Origin of the sequence: Brevibacterium pityocampae (assembly GCF_039541555.1) — a bacterium.
Taxonomy (GTDB): Bacteria; Actinomycetota; Actinomycetes; order Actinomycetales; family Brevibacteriaceae; genus Brevibacterium; species Brevibacterium pityocampae.
The window spans coordinates 69,355-85,679 of record NZ_BAABGL010000012.1; the positions used below are offsets into that span (position 1 = coordinate 69,355).

General features: G+C 71.2%; 18 protein-coding genes. 11 read left to right on the forward strand and 7 right to left on the reverse strand.

The window, feature by feature from the left end:
* The first annotated feature begins 40 nt into the window (after positions 1-40).
* Positions 41-1,759 (forward strand): VanW family protein, encoded by a 1,719-nt coding sequence (locus ABD883_RS09335; RefSeq protein WP_137319357.1) that lies wholly within the window; start codon positions 41-43, stop codon positions 1,757-1,759.
* Between the two features lie 9 nt (positions 1,760-1,768).
* Here the strand turns inward: ABD883_RS09335 and ABD883_RS09340 are convergent, their stop codons facing one another.
* Positions 1,769-2,830, reverse strand: coding sequence for a GNAT family N-acetyltransferase (locus tag ABD883_RS09340; RefSeq protein WP_137319358.1), 1,062 nt, complete (start codon positions 2,828-2,830; stop codon positions 1,769-1,771).
* Positions 2,831-2,929: 99 nt separating this feature from the next.
* On the opposite strand from ABD883_RS09340, the gene fdxA reads away from it, so the two are divergent.
* From fdxA to ABD883_RS09355, 3 genes are all read left to right on the forward strand, one after another.
* Positions 2,930-3,247 (forward strand): ferredoxin, encoded by a 318-nt coding sequence (gene fdxA / locus ABD883_RS09345; RefSeq protein WP_175406932.1) that lies wholly within the window; start codon positions 2,930-2,932, stop codon positions 3,245-3,247.
* A gap of 55 nt (positions 3,248-3,302) precedes the next feature.
* Entirely contained in the window at positions 3,303-4,424 is a 1,122-nt protein-coding gene (gene dapC / locus ABD883_RS09350) for a succinyldiaminopimelate transaminase (RefSeq protein WP_295687550.1), read from the forward strand.
* 206 nt (positions 4,425-4,630) lie between these two features.
* Complete coding sequence (locus ABD883_RS09355) at positions 4,631-5,917, forward strand: citrate synthase (protein WP_137319360.1); 1,287 nt, start codon at positions 4,631-4,633, stop codon at positions 5,915-5,917.
* Positions 5,918-6,007: 90 nt separating this feature from the next.
* Here ABD883_RS09355 and dapD read toward each other — a convergent pair whose 3' ends face one another.
* Positions 6,008-6,952: a 2,3,4,5-tetrahydropyridine-2,6-dicarboxylate N-succinyltransferase gene (gene dapD / locus ABD883_RS09360; RefSeq protein ID WP_295687554.1), complete on the reverse strand. Its 945-nt coding sequence runs from the start codon at positions 6,950-6,952 to the stop codon at positions 6,008-6,010.
* A gap of 51 nt (positions 6,953-7,003) precedes the next feature.
* Here dapD and dapE point away from each other — a divergent pair, with 51 nt between their 5' ends.
* The 5 genes from dapE to ABD883_RS09385 all read left to right on the forward strand — a co-directional run bounded on the left by dapE (position 7,004) and on the right by ABD883_RS09385 (position 10,964).
* Positions 7,004-8,200, forward strand: coding sequence for a succinyl-diaminopimelate desuccinylase (dapE, locus tag ABD883_RS09365; protein WP_265808529.1), 1,197 nt, complete (start codon positions 7,004-7,006; stop codon positions 8,198-8,200).
* A complete protein-coding gene (locus tag ABD883_RS09370) occupies positions 8,197-9,066 on the forward strand; it encodes an LOG family protein (protein ID WP_295687560.1) in 870 nt (289 codons plus the stop codon). The genes dapE and ABD883_RS09370 overlap by 4 nt, the downstream gene beginning before the upstream one ends.
* Positions 9,067-9,143: 77 nt before the next feature.
* Positions 9,144-9,443, forward strand: a complete 300-nt coding sequence (locus ABD883_RS09375) for a DivIVA domain-containing protein (protein WP_295687563.1) — start codon at positions 9,144-9,146, stop codon at positions 9,441-9,443.
* The gene (locus ABD883_RS09380) at positions 9,440-10,696 is read left to right on the forward strand and encodes a hypothetical protein (protein ID WP_295687566.1); all 1,257 of its coding nucleotides are present in this window, start codon (positions 9,440-9,442) and stop codon (positions 10,694-10,696) included. The genes ABD883_RS09375 and ABD883_RS09380 overlap by 4 nt, the downstream gene beginning before the upstream one ends.
* 97 nt (positions 10,697-10,793) lie before the next feature.
* Positions 10,794-10,964: a DUF3117 domain-containing protein gene (locus ABD883_RS09385; RefSeq protein WP_137319365.1), complete on the forward strand. Its 171-nt coding sequence runs from the start codon at positions 10,794-10,796 to the stop codon at positions 10,962-10,964.
* A 68-nt stretch (positions 10,965-11,032) separates the two neighbouring features.
* Here the strand turns inward: ABD883_RS09385 and ABD883_RS09390 are convergent, their stop codons facing one another.
* Positions 11,033-11,665 (reverse strand): O-methyltransferase, encoded by a 633-nt coding sequence (locus ABD883_RS09390; RefSeq protein WP_137319366.1) that lies wholly within the window; start codon positions 11,663-11,665, stop codon positions 11,033-11,035.
* A gap of 34 nt (positions 11,666-11,699) precedes the next feature.
* Positions 11,700-12,047, reverse strand: coding sequence for an MGMT family protein (locus tag ABD883_RS09395; RefSeq protein WP_137319367.1), 348 nt, complete (start codon positions 12,045-12,047; stop codon positions 11,700-11,702).
* A 40-nt stretch (positions 12,048-12,087) separates the two neighbouring features.
* On the opposite strand from ABD883_RS09395, the gene ABD883_RS09400 reads away from it, so the two are divergent.
* On the forward strand, positions 12,088-12,516 hold the full coding sequence (locus ABD883_RS09400) for a twin-arginine translocase TatA/TatE family subunit (protein WP_137319368.1): 429 nt from the start codon (positions 12,088-12,090) through the stop codon (positions 12,514-12,516).
* Positions 12,517-12,631: 115 nt separating this feature from the next.
* On the opposite strand, the gene ABD883_RS09405 is transcribed toward ABD883_RS09400, so the two are convergent.
* From ABD883_RS09405 to ABD883_RS09415, 3 genes are read right to left on the reverse strand one after another with little or no spacing between them, the layout of a single operon-like run.
* Entirely contained in the window at positions 12,632-13,759 is a 1,128-nt protein-coding gene (locus tag ABD883_RS09405; RefSeq protein ID WP_137319369.1) for an Mrp/NBP35 family ATP-binding protein, read from the reverse strand.
* Between the two features lie 7 nt (positions 13,760-13,766).
* Positions 13,767-14,411, reverse strand: a complete 645-nt coding sequence (locus tag ABD883_RS09410) for a DUF1003 domain-containing protein (RefSeq protein ID WP_265808531.1) — start codon at positions 14,409-14,411, stop codon at positions 13,767-13,769.
* Positions 14,408-15,715 carry a magnesium transporter MgtE N-terminal domain-containing protein gene (locus ABD883_RS09415; RefSeq protein ID WP_265808532.1) on the reverse strand — a complete coding sequence of 436 codons (1,308 nt, stop codon included), beginning with the start codon at positions 15,713-15,715 and terminating at the stop codon, positions 14,408-14,410. The genes ABD883_RS09410 and ABD883_RS09415 overlap by 4 nt, the downstream gene beginning before the upstream one ends.
* Positions 15,716-15,756: 41 nt before the next feature.
* On the opposite strand from ABD883_RS09415, the gene ABD883_RS09420 reads away from it, so the two are divergent.
* Positions 15,757-16,218 carry a YflT domain-containing protein gene (locus ABD883_RS09420; protein WP_295687578.1) on the forward strand — a complete coding sequence of 154 codons (462 nt, stop codon included), beginning with the start codon at positions 15,757-15,759 and terminating at the stop codon, positions 16,216-16,218.
* The last annotated feature ends 107 nt before the right edge of the window (positions 16,219-16,325 follow it).

Genomic DNA, 16,325 nt, shown 5'->3' on the forward strand with positions numbered 1-16,325 from the left:
GCTGAACCGTCCGCCCGCACACCTCGACAGTGAGACCTCCATGGCCGCCCGCACCGCAGCGCCGAACCGCGCCCGCACCACCGCTCTCGTCCTCCTGGGCATCGTCGTGCTGCTCGCCGTCGTGTACGTCGTCGCGGCCTTCTTCGCCTCCCGGCAGATGCCCTCCGAGGCCTCCGTGGGCGGGGTCGACATCAGCGGACAGAGCGAGGAGGAGGCCGTCGCCACCCTCGAGCGCGAACTCGGTCCGCGGGCCGCGGAGGAGTTCCGGCTGCAGGCCGGGGACATGGAGGCGACCGTCGTCCCGGCCGACGCGGGTCTGGGCTTCGACGCCGCCGCCACGATCTCCGGTATCACCGACTTCACCCTCGACCCGCGGGTGGTCGTGGAGAAGCTGTTCGGCGACCGCGTCTACGATCCCGCGCTCGTCGTGGACGAGGACGCCTTCACCCCTGTCGCGCGCACCGTCGCCGAGGACTTCACCGTGGACCCCGTGGACGCGGAGCTCGCGTTCGACGACGGGGAGATCGCGCTGAGCGAGGGCGAGGCCGGCACGGTGGTGACGGAGGACATGATCCGCACCGCCGTCGCCGAGCAGTGGCTCCGCAGCGAGGACGCGCTCGCCGTGCCCGCCGAGGAGACCGCGCCGGACATCACCACCGAGGAGGCGCAGACCGCGCGCACCGAGGTGGCCGAGCCCGCGATCAGCGGCGACGTCACCCTGCGCGCCGCCGAGGAAGACGAGGAGGGGCAGCCCGTGGGCGAGCCCTCCGAGCTCGTCGTGTCCCCGGAGGTCATTGCGAGCACCCTGTCGTTCGAGGCCCACGAGGGCGCGCTGCGCCCGGTCCTCGACGTGGAGAAGCTCCAGACCGCGGTGCTCGAGGACAACCCCGACGTCGGTGCCGAGGCGAAGGATGCGAGCTTCCGGATCGTCGACGGGAAGCCCGAGGTCGTCCCCGGCGAGAGCGGCATCTCGGTGGAGGAGCAGGAGCTCGCCGACGCGGTGCTGCCCGCACTGACGTCCGAGGAGCGCAGCGGCGAGGTGGCGCTCAAGGAGTCCGAGCCGGAGTTCACCACGGAGGAGGCCGAGAAGGCCGAGGTCAGCGAGGAGATCTCCGCGTTCTCCACCTCCTACAGCTCCGAGCCGAACCGCGACACCAACCTCCGGGTCGCCTCGGAGAAGGTGTCCGGCACCGTCGTGCAGCCCGGCGAGCAGTTCAGCCTCAACGAGGCGATCGGCCAGCGCACGGCGGCCAACGGCTACCGCCCGGCCGGTGTGATCTCCGGCGGGCAGATGAAGGAGGACTACGGCGGCGGCGTGTCCCAGGTGTCGACCACGCTGTTCAACGCCGCGTACTTCGCCGGGTTCCAGCTCGACGAGCACCAGGCGCACTCCCGCTACATCTCCCGCTACCCGGAGGGCCGGGAGACCACCCTCGACTGGCAGTCGATCGACCTCAAGTTCACCAACGATTCGGAGACCCCGGTGGTGCTCGACATGTACCTCGCCGGGGGAGAGGTCCACGCCCGCGTGTTCGGCGTCAAGACCGTCGACGTCGAGTCCTCCTCATCGGGTCGCTTCGCCTTCATCTCGCCGTCGACGATCACCGAGTCCGGTCCGAGCTGCCGTCCGCAGTCGGCGCGCGAGGGCTGGTCGATCACGATCTCGCGCACGATCAAGGACCACGACAGCGGCTCGGTCGTCAAGCGCGACGAGTTCACCACCGTCTACCGGCCGGTCAACCGGGTCGTCTGCGAGTAGCCGGATCGCTCACGAGCGCAGCGCGTACCAGTAGCGATGATGCTCGACGGCGCCGAGCGCACCGAACAGCCCGAGCGAGGCGGCGTTGTCCGCCTCGACCTCCGCGAGCAGCGAGCGCACGCCCCGCTCGGCGGCGGCGGCCGCCGCCGCGACGACGAGCGCCCGGCCGGCGCCGCGCCGGCGGACACCGGGGTCGACGACGAGGTTCGACACCACCGCCCACTTCTGGGTGATCGCCAGGCGCACCGTGCCGACGAGCGTGCGGGAGCCGTCGGGGTGGAGCGCGAGCGCGGAGTAGAACCGGTGCTGCTCCGGGGAGGTGACGAGCCGGGCGAAATCCTCATGGGTCGGGGAGTCGACCGGGTGGCCCCATGCGGTCCAGTGCACCGCGTGCGCCTCCTCGCTCTCCACGATCTCGAGGCCGGGCAGCGCCGCATCGGCGGCGCGCCCGACCGGGCCTGCGACCTCCCGGGTCGCGGCGGTGAGCGCCAGCGTCGCCCCCGAGGGCGCGAAACCGGCGGCCCGGAGCAGCGGGCCGAGCTCCGCGCACGGCTCGGCGAGCTCGGAGGTGCCGTGGGCGGAGTAGATCTGGAGCTGCGGGGGCAGTCCGCGCTGCTCGTACCAGCGGATGATGAGCTCGAGGGCCTCAGCCGCGGGGATCCCCGTCCGGCCGAGCGGGAGCGCGGAGTTGCCGCGCGTGGAGACCCCGCCGGCGGCCCGCAGCAGCACCCCGGTCTGGGTGAGCGGCACCTCGGCGCCGGCGCCCTCGGCCTCGTGGTGCAGATTGTCCGTGTGGAGCCACGCGATATCGGCGGGCAGCCACACCTGCGCGGAGATCCGGCGCAGGTCGAGCGGGGACACGATCTCATGGAGCCGGCCCGGGCGCTGCGGGGCCGGCGGCACCTCGTGCACGAGGAGGATGTCGGCGCGTGCCACGGTCACCTCGCCGCGCCGGGTGTCCACGGTCACGCTCGCCTCGTCCGCGGCCGTCACGGTGCCGAGCGCATCGGTCGGCTGCCCGTCGGCGGCGTACCGCAGGACCACGCGCATACCGGCGCGGGGAGTGAGCATGTGTGACCTCTTCGACTGGGGGACCGGGCCGGTGTCCAGCCTATAAGGGAGTACCCTGGGAGGGCGCACACCATGCCCGTTCGATGAGGAGACAATCCCGTGACGTACGTCATCGCCCAGCCCTGCGTGGATCTCAAGGACAAGGCCTGCATCGATGAGTGCCCCGTCGACTGCATCTACGAGGGCGAGCGCTCGCTCTACATCCACCCCGACGAGTGCGTGGACTGCGGTGCCTGCGAACCGGTCTGCCCGGTCGAGGCGATCTACTACGAGGACGACGTGCCGGAGCAGTGGGCGGAGTACTACAAGGCCAACGTCGAGTTCTTCGACGACATCGGCTCCCCGGGCGGTGCCGCGAAGCTCGGCAACACCGGCAAGGACCACCCGATCATCTCCGCCCTGCCCCCGCAGCAGTGACCCGCGCCGGCCACACCACCGAGCGGAGCCGGAGCCTGAACCCAGGAGCGCCAGCGTGAACTACGGACTCGACCTGCCCGATTACCCCTGGGACACCCTCGCCCCCTACCGGGCGCGCGCCGCCGAGCACCCGAGCGGCATCTGCGATCTGTCGATCGGCACGCCGGTCGACCCGACGCCCGCGGTGATCCGCGAGGCTCTCGCCGCGGGATCGGACTCCCACGGCTACCCGACGACCGCCGGCACGCCCGAGCTGCGCGCCGCCATCGCCGGCTGGTACGAGCAGTGGCACGGGATCGCGCTCGACCCGCGGACCCAGGTCATGCCGACGGTCGGCTCGAAGGAACTCGTCGCCTGGCTGCCGACCCTCCTCGGCCTGCGGCAGCGCGGGCTCGCGGTCGCCTGCCCGTCCGCGGCCTACCCGACCTACGAGATGGGGGCGACTCTCGCCGGCGTCGACTGCGTGCGCCTCGACGCCGCGGACATCGCCTCCGGTGCCGCCGGGCTCGAGGGCATCGGGCTGCTCTGGCTCAACACCCCGGGCAATCCCACCGGCACGGTGCTCGACGTCGAGGTGCTCGCCGCGGTCGCCGAGCGCGCGCGGGCCGCCGGGGTCGTCGTCGCCTCCGACGAGTGCTACGCGCTCCTCAACTGGCAGGGTGAGGACGCGACGCCGTCGATCCTCCACCCGGCCGTCACCGGCGGCGATCCCACCGGTCTGCTCGCGGTGTACTCGATGTCCAAGCAGTCGAACCTCGCCGGCTACCGCGCGGCCTTCACCGCCGGCGACCCCGCGCTCGTCGGCGACCTGACGAACTCGCGCAAGCACGCCGGGATGATCGTGCCGGGCCCCGTGCAGACGGCGATGATCGCCGGGCTCGGCGACACCGCCCACGTCCGCGCCCAGAAGGAGACCTACCGGGCGCGCCGCGACACGTTGCTCCCGGCGGTCACGGAGTTCGGCCTGCGGGTCGAGCACTCCGAGGCCGGACTCTACCTCTGGTGCACCCGCGACGAGGACTGCTGGGACACCCTGGCCGCGCTCGCCGAGCGCGGCATCCTCGCCGGCCCCGGAGCGTTCTACGGGGACGCCGCGGGCCGCTTCGTGCGGATCGCGCTCACCGCGAGCGACGAGCGGATCGCACAGGCCGCCGATCGCCTGCGCGCGGGGGGCTGAGCGCCCCGGGTGCGGCTGAGCGCGCCTCGGGTGCGGGAACCGGCCGGGTGCCCACCGAGCGGACCGCGTGCGCCGGTCCGCGCCTCGGACGCGGGAGCGCTCGCAGGGCGGGCGCGATTTTCGCTCAGGCCGGGGAGTCGGTAACCTCTACCGTGACTGTGAATGAATACTCAGGAACTTCTTGAGGTGACCCCAGAGGAGCGAATATGGCAGAGGATGCAGTTCTGCGCGTCGACGGCACGGATCTCTCCCTCCCCACGGTGACGGGGACCGAAGGCACAGCAGGGCTGCGAATCGGATCGCTGCTCAAGGACACCGGCCGGGTCACCTACGACCCCGGGTTCGCGAACACCGCCTCGACCTCCTCGGCCGTGACCTACATCGACGGCGACGAGGGCATCCTGCGCCACCGCGGCTACTCGATCGAGGACCTCGCGGAGAACTCGACCTTCGTCGAGGTCGCCTACCTCCTCATCTACGGCGAGCTCCCCACGCAGGAGCAGCTCGATTCCTTCGACGCGCGCCTGCGCCGCCACACGATCGTCCACGAGGACCTCCGCCGCTTCTTCCAGGCGTTCCCCTACGACGCCCACCCGATGCCCATGGTGTCGGCCTCGATCATGGCGATGTCGACGTTCTACCAGGACAACCTCTCGGTGTTCGACGACGAGCAGATCGATCTCTCGACGATCCGCCTGCTTGCCAAGATGCCGACCATCGCCGCGCTCGCGCACCGCAAGGTCGCCGGCCTGCCGGTGGTCCACCCGGACAACTCGCTCAACATCGTGGAGAACTTCCTCCGCGTGAACTTCGGCTTCCCGTCCGAGCCCTACGAGGTCGACCCGCTCATGGCGAAGGCCATGGACCAGCTCTTCATCCTCCACGCCGATCACGAGCAGAACTGCTCGACCTCGACGGTGCGGATGGTCGGGTCCTCGCAGGCGAACCTCTTCCAGTCGATCTCCGCCGGTGTCAACGCCCTGGCCGGGCCGCTGCACGGCGGCGCGAACTCCGCGGTGCTCGAGATGCTCGAGGAGATCTCGGAGTCCCACGACGGCCCGCAGAAGTTCATGGAGCGGGTGAAGAACAAGGAGCAGGGCGTCCGGCTCATGGGCTTCGGCCACCGGGTCTACAAGAACTACGACCCCCGCGCGGCGATCATCAAGAAGACCGCCCACGAGATCATCGACCAGATGAGCGGTGCGGACGAGATGCTCGACCTCGCGATGAGCCTCGAGGAGATCGCGCTCGCCGACGACTACTTCGTCGAGCGCAGCCTGTACCCGAACGTCGACTTCTACACCGGCCTGATCTACAAGGCGATGGGCTTCCCGACGAACATGTTCACCGTGCTGTTCGCCGTCGGTCGACTGCCGGGCTGGATCGCCCAGTGGCGCGAGATGATCAAGGACCCGGAGACGAAGATCGGCCGCCCGCGCCAGATCTACACCGGCGAGCCCGAGCGGAAGTACGTGCCGATCGCCGAGCGCTGATCCCCGCTCCACATCCCAGAATCCGAAGGTTCCTGAGAAGGGAACCTTCGGATTCTGCGATGTCAGGGGCGGTGTGCAACGGGTGCTGGGTCAGTGGAGGTCGGGGTTGAGCGCGATGCCCTTCGCGGTCCGTCCGAGCGCCTCGATCGACCCGGTCGTCGAATTGCGGCGGTACAGTACGTTGTCCGCCCCGTCGAGCTCGCGCGCCTTGACGACGCGGCCGCCCTCGTCGACGAGCGACACCCGCGAGCCGGCGGTGAGGTAGAGGCCGGCCTCGACGATGCAGTCGTCGCCGATCGAGATCCCGATCCCGGAGTTCGCGCCGAGCAGCGTTCCCGAGCCGACGGAGATCCGGTGCTCGTTGCCGCCGGACAGGGTGCCCATGGTCGAGGCGCCGCCGCCGATGTCCGAGCCGTCGCCGACGACGACGCCCTGCGAGATCCGGCCCTCGATCATCGCCTGCCCGAGGGTGCCGGCGTTGAAGTTGACGAAGCCCTCGTGCATGACGACGGTGCCCGGCGCCAGGTGCGCGCCGAGTCGGACGCGGTCCGCATCAGCGATCCGCACTCCGGCGGGCACGACGAAATCGGTCATCCGCGGGAACTTGTCGACCCCGTGGACGGTGACGTACCCGCGCGCCGTGAGCTTGGCGCGGGTGAGCTCGAAGTCCTCGACCGCACAGGGGCCGTGCGAGGTCCACGCGACGTTCGCGAGCTTCCCGAACAGCCCGTCGAGGTTGACCTCGTTGGGCGCGACGAGCCGGTGGGACAGTGCGTGGAGGCGCAGGTAGCCGTCGGCGGCGTCCGCCGGCGCGGCGTCGAGATCGATGGTGTGCTGCACGACCTCGGTGCGAGTGCCGCGCAGCTCGTCGGCGCCGACGAGGGCGTCGAGCCCGGCGGTCGCGACACCGGACGCGGCGTGCTGCTCGGCCTGCGCGGAGTCGTCGAACAGGGCAGGGGTGGGGTACCAGACGCTGAGCACGGTGTCGCCGTGCGCGGTGGACACTCCGGCGGAGGATACGAATCGTTGAGTCATGTGTCCCAGCCTACTGCTCGCCCTCGCGCAGCCGGTACTAGGCTGGGCTCCATGAGCAGTGATCCCCACGACCCCGCGCCCGCCGCCGAGACCGCGCCCGGCGCACATCCCACCCCCGACGCCGATGCCGCCCGTCTCATCGAGGCGCTGGCCGACCCGGTCGAGCTCACCGCCCGGCTCTGCGACATCCCCTCGGTGTCCGGGGACGAGGCGCGCCTGGCCGATGCCGTCGCCGGCGTCCTCGCGCACATCTCCGCCGGCCCCGGCCCGGACCTCGACATCCACCGCGACGGCGACACGGTCGTCGCCGCGACCCGGCTCGGCCGCGGCGAACGGATCGTCATCGCCGGCCACCTCGACACCGTCCCGATCGAGGACAACGTGCCCGCGGAGCGTCGCACGCTCGACGGGGCCGAGGTGATCTGGGGGCGCGGCGCCTGCGATATGAAGGCCGGAGTCGCGATGCAGCTGTGCACGGCCGCCGCCCTGCGCAGCCCCGAGCGCGACGTCACGTGGATCTTCTACGACCACGAGGAGGTCGAGGCCGAGCTCAACGGGCTCGGCCGGGTGGCCCGCAGCCATCCCGAATGGCTCGCCGGCGACTTCGCGATCCTCGGGGAGCCGAGCAACGCCGGCATCGAGGGCGGCTGTAACGGCACGATCCGCATCGAGGTCACCACCGAGGGCGTGCGGGCCCATTCGGCACGCGCCTTCACCGGGGTCAATGCGATCCACCGGGCCGCCGACATCCTCACCCGTCTCGCCGAGCACACCCCGGACACCGTGACCGTCGACGGACTCGAATACCGCGAATCGCTGTCGGCTGTCGGGATCCACGGGGGAGTGGCCGGCAATGTCATCCCCGACGCCTGCACCGTCGTCGTCAACTACCGGTTCGCCCCGGACAAGTCCGCCGCGGACGCCGAGGCGCACCTCGCCGCGTTCTTCGCCCCGCACCCGATCCGCGTCACCGACTCCGCCGAGGGCGCCCGTCCCGGTCTCGACCAGCCCGCCGCCCGGGCCTTCATCGACGCGATCGGGGGAGAGCCCCAGGCCAAGCTCGGCTGGACCGACGTCGCACGCTTCTCCGCGCTCGGCATCCCCGCGGTGAATTTCGGCCCCGGCAGCCCGCTGTTCGCCCACAAGGCCGACGAGCACGTCCCGTGCGCAGAGGTGGAATCGGCGAGCGCTGACCTGCTGCGCTTCCTCGAACCCGCCCGCAGCGCACCGGAGGCCCCCGCCCGATGACCCCCGACTCCCCGATCTACAGCAAGGGACCGCTGCGCCTGCGCCGCGCCCACGTGCCGGCCACCACCACCGATCAGCGCCTGCTCGAGGGCGGCGGCACCGCCGACTGGGTGCACCAGGACCCGTGGCGGGTGCTGCGCATCCAGGCGGAGTTCGTCGAGGGCTTCGGCTCGCTCGCGGAGATCGGCCCGGCGGTGTCCGTGTTCGGCTCCGCCCGCCTCCATGAGGGCACCCCGGAGTACGGGCTCGCCCGCGAGGTGTCCGGCGAGCTCGCCCGCGCCGGCTACGCCGTCATCACCGGCGGCGGGCCCGGGATCATGGAGGCGGGCAACCGGGGTGCCGTCGACGCCGCCGGCTCCTCGGTGGGTCTCGGCATCGAGCTGCCCTTCGAGTCCGGGCTCAACCCCTACGTCGACCTCGGCATCAACTTCCGGTACTTCTTCGTCCGCAAGACGATGTTCCTCAAGTACTCGCAGGGCTTCATCGTGCTGCCCGGCGGATTCGGCACGCTCGACGAGCTGTTCGAGGCGCTGACCATGGTGCAGACCGGCAAGCTCTCCCGATTCCCGATCGTGCTCATGGGCACCGAGTTCTGGGGCGGCCTCGTCGACTGGATCCGCGACACGCTCGTGGGCGTCGGCACGATCAGCCGCGAGGACATCGACCTCCTCACGCTCACCGACTCCCCGACCGAGGCGGTCGCGTTCATCACCGGTGCCGACACGAGCGATCCGGTCTCTGCCGAGCCCGGGCCCGAGGAGCCGGCCGAGGTGGTGTCGGGCCTGACCGCCGAGCACCGGACCGGCCGGCGCCCGGCTCCCGGCGGCGCCGACCGTCCGGACTTCTCCGCCCACGACGCCTGGTGAGCACTGCGGGCAGCCGCGACGGCCGCACGCCCGCTGGGTCCGAGGTGCCCGCGAGTCCGATATGAGACCATGGGCGCATGCCAATGTGGATCGTTCTCGGAGTCTGCGCCGCGGTCTTCTTCATGGCCGTCGCCGTCGCAGGCGCCTTCAACCTCTTCAACGGGGGCATGCCCGCGGCCGGTGACGAGCGCCCGCGTCGTCTCCTCGCCTCCGATTTCACCGCCGGGGATCTCGAGGCCGTCGCCTTCTCACCGGCGATCCGCGGATACCGGATGGACGAGGTCGACGCGGTGTACAGCGAGATGGCGCACCGGATCCGCCTGCAGGAGGACCGGATCGCGGTCCTCGAGAGCCGCCTCCCGGCGCCCGAGGCATGACCCGGCCCGCACCGGACGTCTCCGTGCTGCCCGAGTACGACCGCGCCCCCCGCTTCGCCCCGACCGTCTTCGACGCCTCCCGTGCCGGGCGCTGGGCTCGGGAGATCCTCGCCCTGCCGGTATGGCTGCAGGCGCTCGCGGTCTATCTCGCCTCCCGGATCATCAGCGTCGGGATCTTCGCCGCGGTCGTCCGCACCCAGGACCGCACCCCGTGGACCACCGGGTTGGACACCTCGCTCGGGGACTTCCTCAACTTCTGGGACGGCGGCTGGTACCAGCGCATCGCCGACGAGGGCTACCCCGATGTCCTGCCGCGCGGCGCCGACGGCACGGTGATGGAGAACGCGTGGGCGTTCTATCCCCTCCATCCCTGGATGGTGCGCGACTTCGCGCAGCTCACCGGCCTCGACTACCAGGTCGTCTCCCCGCTCCTGTCCACGGTGTTCGGTGCCGTCGCGGCGATCGTCGTGCTCCACCTGTTCCGCCGGCACACCACGCCCGGCCGGGCGCTGTTCGGCCTCGCGGTCCTCTTCGTCTTCCCCGCCTCGGCGATCTTCAGCACCGGCTACGCGGAGTCGCTCACGCTCCTGCTCCAGGCTCTCGCCCTCCTGCTCGTCATCGACCGGCGCTATCTCATGGCGGTCCCCGTCGTCGTCCTCATGGACCTGTCGCGGCCGATCGGCGTGGCGTTCTCGTTCTTCATGCTCATCCACCTCATCGACCGGTTCCTGCGCCGCCGGACGATCCCCTACCCGGCCGGTGAGGTCGTGCGCTCCTGGACGCTCGGCGTGCTGTCCTGCGCCGCCGCGCTCGTCCACCCGGTGCACGCCTGGCTCCGCACCGGGGAGCTCACCGCCTACACCGACACCGAGGCCGCCTGGAGCGGCGGGCACACGCGCATCATCGTCCAGTGGTTCGCCCGGGGGAACGATCTCGTGGGGCCCTTCGGGCCGCTCCTCCTGTTCGCCGCGATCGCGCTCATGCTCGTCCTCATCTACTCCCCGGCCGGCCGGCAGATGGGCCGGACGCTGCAGCACTTCTGCCTCGCCTACTGCATCTACATCCTGCTGTTCTTCAATCCGCAGACCTCGACCCTGCGCCTCCTCCTCCCGCTGTTCCCGATCGCGCTCACTCTCGCCTGGTGCCGGGCAGGGATGTACCGGGCGGTGCTGCTCGGCTGCCTCGTGCTGTTCCAGGTCGTGTGGGTCGGCTTCCTCTGGCACTTCACCCCGCCGGCCGACCTGCCGCCGTGACCCGGCAGGCGCCGATTCGCGCCCGATCCTCCTCAGCCGGGGCGAAATGGTGGATAATCGACAGTGACACAGTCGGGAATGGAAGGAAGAACTCTTCATGGCAGCTCAGAAACCGCGCACCGGTGACGGACCCCTCGAAGTGACCAAGGAGGGTCGCGGATACGTCGTCCGTCTCCCTGTCGAAGGCGGCGGACGTCTGGTCATCGAAGTGAGCAAGGACGAGGCCACGAACCTTCAGAACACCCTCGGCGAGGCGCTCGCACAGTGAGCTGAGACCGGTGCACGGAGGAGGGGAGCCCCGAGCGGACCCCCTCCTCCGGCGTTCCCGGGCCCGGCTCAGACGCGGGTGAGGACGAGGAGCCCGTCGTCGACGGGCAGGATGAGGCGGGCGACGTCGGTGCGCTCGACGATCCGGTCGAGCATCGTGCGCACCACCTGGGTGCGCGGGGCGCGGTTGGCCGGTTTCGCCACCGCCCCGCCAAGCAGCGCGTGGTTGACGACGAGCAGGCCGCCGGGGGCCAGCCGCTCGATCGCGAGCGGCACGAGCCGGTCGTAGGTCAGGGGCTCGGAGTCGACGAACACGAGGTCGTAGCCGCCGGCGGCGAGCCGGGCGAGCGCATCCTCGCCGCGCCCGTGGATCATCCGCACCCGGTGGGCCCGGATCCGGGCGACGCCGATGAGGTCGCGCGCTACGGCCTGCTTGTCGGCGTCGATGTCGATGCTCGTGAGGATGCCGGAACTCGGCATGCCGCGGAGCAGGGCGAGGGTGGAGACGCCGGTGCCGGTGCCGACCTCGATCGCGGTCGCCGGCCGTGCCATCCGGGCGAGCAGGGTGAGGGTCCCGGCGGTGGTCGTCGACACCGGGACGGTCGAGTACTCCGCGGAGATCGTGCGGGCGGCATCCATCACCGGATCGGAGGGGTTGAACCGATCAGCGTAGTGGGCGTCGATCGCCCGGTCGCGTGACATGGTCTCCTCCTCTCCTCGGACGGCGCTCGCCAGTCTATCCCGGTTCCTCCGAGGTGCGGAGGTCGCGACTCGCGGCCTCCCAGGACTCCCGCAGCAGCGCCTCGTCGGCGGCGCAGTCCTCGATCCGGGCGCGGCCGTCGGCGTGGGGGATGCCCTCGGTGTCCCAGCGGCGTGCGGCCTCGGTGCGGATCGGCGCGGGCAGGACGCCGCGCACGTTCGTCACCCTCCACCACGGCACGAAGGATCCGTGGGTGGCGAGCACCCGGCCGACGAAGCGCGCCGAGGTGCCGGTCACCCGACCGAGCATCCCATAGGGGGCGATCCGGCCGGCGGGCACGCACTCGACGGCGCGCAGCACCAGCTCCGTCCGGCGTTCGTCCATAGGGGGATTGTGCCACGGGCCCGCTGATAGACTGGCGCCCATGTTCGGCATCAACGGCACTGAGATGATCATTCTCGTCGTCGTGGTGCTCCTCGTCGTGGGGCCCAAGCGCCTGCCCGAGTACGCCCAGCAGCTGCGCGACCTCGTGCGCTCGCTCAAGCGGAAGGCCGACGAGGCCAAGGCCGACGTCCAGCGCGACCTCGGCGACGACTTCTCCGACGTCGACTGGCGCAAGCTCGATCCGCGCCAGTACGACCCGCGCCGGATCGTGCGCGAAGCGCTCATGGAGGAGGAGGCCGACTCCCGCGCCCGTCAGGTCTCGGCAGGCGCGGCGGCCGTGGCCGGGGCCCAGGTCGCCGGTGCGGGCTCCCCGGTGAGCACCCAGGCGGGCCCGCTCGAGCGGTTTCAGGCCCAGGCCGCGCTGCGCGACGTCGCCGTCGCCGCGCCCTTCGACCCCGAGGCCACCTGATCGGAGCGCCTGACGCAGCGCGCTCGATCCACTCGGTTCGCCCGGTCCATCCGGAGCGCCTGAACCGCCCCGAGCCGGAGAGGCCCGGGGCGGGCTCGGGCCCACGGCTTCCCGATCAGACGGGGGACAGCCCCAGGGAGCGGCCTGCGAGCCCCCGCGTGCGCGAGGTCAGCTGCGAGGCGATCGAGCGCAGGGCCACCGAGGCCGGAGCATCGGGGGCGGCGAGCACGGCGGGGCGCCCGGCGTCCGCGCCCGAGCGCACCTCGGTGTCGAGCGGGATCCGACCGAGCAGCGGCACCTTCGCCCCGACCGTGCGGGTGAGGTTCTCCGCGACCTGGTCCCCGCCGCCGGACCCGAACACGTCCATCCGGGTGCCGTCGGGGAGCTCGAGCCACGACATGTTCTCGATCACGCCGGCCACCCGCTGGCGGGTCTGCACGGCGACCGAACCGGCGCGCTCGGCGACCTGCGCGGCCGCCTGCTGCGGGGTGGTGACGACGAGCAGCTCGGAGCCGGGCAGCAGCTGGGCCGCCGAGATCGCGATGTCGCCGGTGCCCGGGGGCAGATCGAGGAGCAGCACGTCGAGATCGCCCCAGAACACGTCGGTGAGGAACTGCTGGAGCGCGCGGTGGAGCATCGGGCCGCGCCACACGACGGGCTGGCTGGGAGGGACGAACATGCCGATGCTCATGATCTTCACGTCGTGCGCGACCTGCGGGATGATCATGTCGTCGACGCGCGTGGGGCTGCCGGTGACCCCGAGCATGCCGGGGATCGAGAAGCCGTAGATGTCGGCGTCGACGACTCCGACGCGCAGACCGTCGGCGGCCATCGCGGCGGCGAGGTTCGCCGTCACCGAGGACTTGCCGACCCCGCCCTTGCCGGACGCGATCGCGTAGATCCGGGTGAGCGAGCCGGGCGCGTTGAACGGGATCTCACGGGACGCGCCGGCGCCCTGGAGCTTCTCGCGCATCGCCTGCCGCTGCTCCGGGGTCATCACGCCGAGCTTGACCGTCGTCCCGGTGACGCCGGGGACCTTCCCGACCGCGGCCTCGGTGTCGCGGGTGATGGTGTCCTTGAGCGGACAGCCGGCCACGGTGAGGAGCACGGTGACGGTGACGTGGCCGGAGTCGTCGACGACGACGTCGTCGACCATGTCGAGCTCGACGATGTTGCGCTTGATCTCCGGGTCGAGCACGGTCTCGAGTGCACTGCGGAGCTGGTCCAGGGTGGGTGCGGGCATCGGTGTGCTACGCGTCCTCTCTGTTCTCGGGGGGTGTCTGCACGGCGTCGCGGGCCGCCTTGAGCGCGGTGGCCTCGGCAGTCGCCTGCGCCTTCTTCACGGCCTTCTTCACGGCAACCTTCTTCACGGTCTCGAGGTCCTCGCGGTGCTCGGCCCGGCGGTCGGCCTCCCGCGCCTCCTCCATCTCCTCGAGCAGGTTGCGCAGCTCGGAGCGGATGAAGTCGCGGGTCGCCATCTCGCGCATCGCGATGCGCAGGCTCGCCACCTCGCGGGTGAGGTACTCGGTGTCGGCGAGGTTGCGCTCGGCGCGCTGCCGGTCGTTCTCGAACTCCACCCGGTCGCGGTCGGCGCTGCGGTTCTCCGCGAGCAGGATGAGCGGCGCGGCGTAGGAGGCCTGGAGCGACAGGATGAGGGTGAGCAGGGTGAAGTTCAGCGCCCGCGGGTCGAACTGGAGGGGTTCGGGCATGAGCGTGTTCCACGCCAGCCAGACGAAGCAGAACACCGTCATCCCGATGAGGAACTGGGGTGTGCCCATGAACCGGGCGAAGGACTCCGAGGCCTTGCCGAACGACTCCGGGGACATCCCGATCGACGGCAGCCGCCGCTTCTTGATGCGCGGGACGTCGAGTGCGTCGTAGTCGCCCTTGCTCACTGCTTGCCCTCCTTCGCCAGGTCTCCGGTGATCTCCTCGGCGCGGACCTCGTCGGGCGCCTGCCGCCAGTCCTCGGGGAGGAGCTGGTCGAGCACGTCGTCGACGGTGACGACGCCCACGAGGTGGTCGTTCTCGTCCGCGATCGGGATCGACACGAGATTGTAGGCGGCGAGGATCCGGGTGATGTCGCCGAGCGGGGCGTCGGCCCCGAGCGGTTCGACCTCGTCGTCGAGGATCGTGCCGACGGCCACGTGCGGCGGTTCGCGCAGCAGCGCCTGGATGTGGACGAGGCCCAGGTACTTGCCGGTGGGCGGCTCGAGCGGCTGCCGGCACACGAACACGGCGGCGGCGAGCGCCGGATCGAGGTCCTCTCGGCGGACATGGGCGAGCGCCTCGGCGACGGTGGTCTCCGGGGCGAGGATCACCGGCTCGGTGGTCATCAGGCCGCCGGCGGTGTCCTCGTCGTAGGACAGCAGGTGGCGGACGTCCTTGGCCTCCTCGGGCTCCATCGCGGCGAGCAGCACCTCGGCCTGCTCGTCGGTGAGCTCGCCGAGGAGGTCGGCGGCGTCGTCGGGGTCCATCGCCTCGAGGACGTCGGCGGCACGGTCCATCCCGAGCATCGACACGATCTCGACGCTCGTCTCCTCCGGCAGCTCCTCGAGGACGTCGGCGAGGCGCTCGTCGTCGAGCTCGCGGGCCACCTCGAGCCGACGCTTGGGGGTGAGCTCGAGGAGCACGTCGGCGAGGTCGGCGGGCTTGGTGCCCTGGTACGCCGCGATGAGCTGGGTGGCCTCCTGGTCGACGGCGGAGTCGATCGGGTGGTCGACCTCGGACCAGTCGACCTGGAGGGTCTCGCCGCGGCGGCGGAAGCCGAAGGTGCCCTGGCGGTCGGTGACGCGGCGCACGAACAGGCGGGTGACCTCCCACTCGCGGTTGCGCTGCTGCTCGATCGCGACGTCCTCGACCTGCACGGCCGTCCCGTCGGAGCGCAGCCGCAGGCGCCGGTCGAGGAGCTCGCCGAGCACGAGGGTCTCCGAGCGGCGCTGCTCGAAGCGGCGCATGTTCACCAGGCCGGTGGTGATGACGGCGCCGGCGGCGATCCCGGTGACCCGGCCCATCGGCACGAACACGCGGCGGCGACCGGGCACCTCGACGACGAGGCCGATCGCCTTGGGCTGCTGGCGCATGGTGGCGCGGTAGACGATGACGACATCGCGCACGCGCCCCACCTGATCGCCGAGAGGGTCGAAGACCGCGGTGGAGGCCAGGCGGGCGACGAAGACGCGATCAGCTGAACCACTCACCCCACAAGACTACGCCAGTCGCTTCGGTCATACTGGACCCCATGGCGAAACCATCGATGCAGCTCCCCGGGGGAGAGGTCCTCGGCTCCTACCGCACCCATGACGAGGCGAACGGAACGGTCCAGTTCCTCGCCCAGCACGGCTTCCCGGTGGCCTCCCTGTCGATCGTCGGCACCGACGTCCGGATCGTGGAACAGGTGACGGGCATGCTCACGTGGGCCGCGGCCGCCGGTCGGGGAGCGCTGACCGGCGCCTGGATGGGGCTGTTCGTCGGCCTCCTCCTCGCACTGTTCGGCGGGAACGAATCGCTGACCTCCGGGGCCCTGCTGCCCGGCATCGTCATCGGCGTGGGCTTCGGCATGCTCTGGGGCATCCTCGTCAAGGCGCTCGGGCGCAAGAAGGCCTCCGTCATGCTCCGGCCGCAGGTCATCGCCGGCACCTACGAGATCGTGTGCCCGCCGGCCCGGGTGAACGAGGCCCGCGAGATCCTCTCCCGCCGCTGAACCGGTGCGCGAACTGCGCGGTATCCGACTTCCGAGCGCGCAACTGCGCGCCTGCCTTCGGATAACGCGCAGTTCGATGAGGGGGCACAGTTCGACGAGGGGACACA

Coding starts and splice junctions, on each gene's coding strand:
- dapD (WP_295687554.1), bottom strand. CDS start 6,952: ATGACTCAACGATTCGTATCCTCCGCCGGAGTGTCCACCGCGCACGGC.
- dapE (WP_265808529.1), top strand. CDS start 7,004: ATGAGCAGTGATCCCCACGACCCCGCGCCCGCCGCCGAGACCGCGCCC.
- ABD883_RS09395 (WP_137319367.1), bottom strand. CDS start 12,047: ATGGACGAACGCCGGACGGAGCTGGTGCTGCGCGCCGTCGAGTGCGTG.
- ABD883_RS09380 (WP_295687566.1), top strand. CDS start 9,440: ATGACCCGGCCCGCACCGGACGTCTCCGTGCTGCCCGAGTACGACCGC.
- ABD883_RS09340 (WP_137319358.1), bottom strand. CDS start 2,830: ATGCTCACTCCCCGCGCCGGTATGCGCGTGGTCCTGCGGTACGCCGCC.
- ABD883_RS09375 (WP_295687563.1), top strand. CDS start 9,144: ATGCCAATGTGGATCGTTCTCGGAGTCTGCGCCGCGGTCTTCTTCATG.
- ABD883_RS09420 (WP_295687578.1), top strand. CDS start 15,757: ATGGCGAAACCATCGATGCAGCTCCCCGGGGGAGAGGTCCTCGGCTCC.
- ABD883_RS09390 (WP_137319366.1), bottom strand. CDS start 11,665: ATGTCACGCGACCGGGCGATCGACGCCCACTACGCTGATCGGTTCAAC.
- ABD883_RS09335 (WP_137319357.1), top strand. CDS start 41: ATGGCCGCCCGCACCGCAGCGCCGAACCGCGCCCGCACCACCGCTCTC.
- ABD883_RS09355 (WP_137319360.1), top strand. CDS start 4,631: ATGGCAGAGGATGCAGTTCTGCGCGTCGACGGCACGGATCTCTCCCTC.
- ABD883_RS09385 (WP_137319365.1), top strand. CDS start 10,794: ATGGCAGCTCAGAAACCGCGCACCGGTGACGGACCCCTCGAAGTGACC.
- ABD883_RS09405 (WP_137319369.1), bottom strand. CDS start 13,759: ATGCCCGCACCCACCCTGGACCAGCTCCGCAGTGCACTCGAGACCGTG.
- ABD883_RS09400 (WP_137319368.1), top strand. CDS start 12,088: ATGTTCGGCATCAACGGCACTGAGATGATCATTCTCGTCGTCGTGGTG.
- ABD883_RS09370 (WP_295687560.1), top strand. CDS start 8,197: ATGACCCCCGACTCCCCGATCTACAGCAAGGGACCGCTGCGCCTGCGC.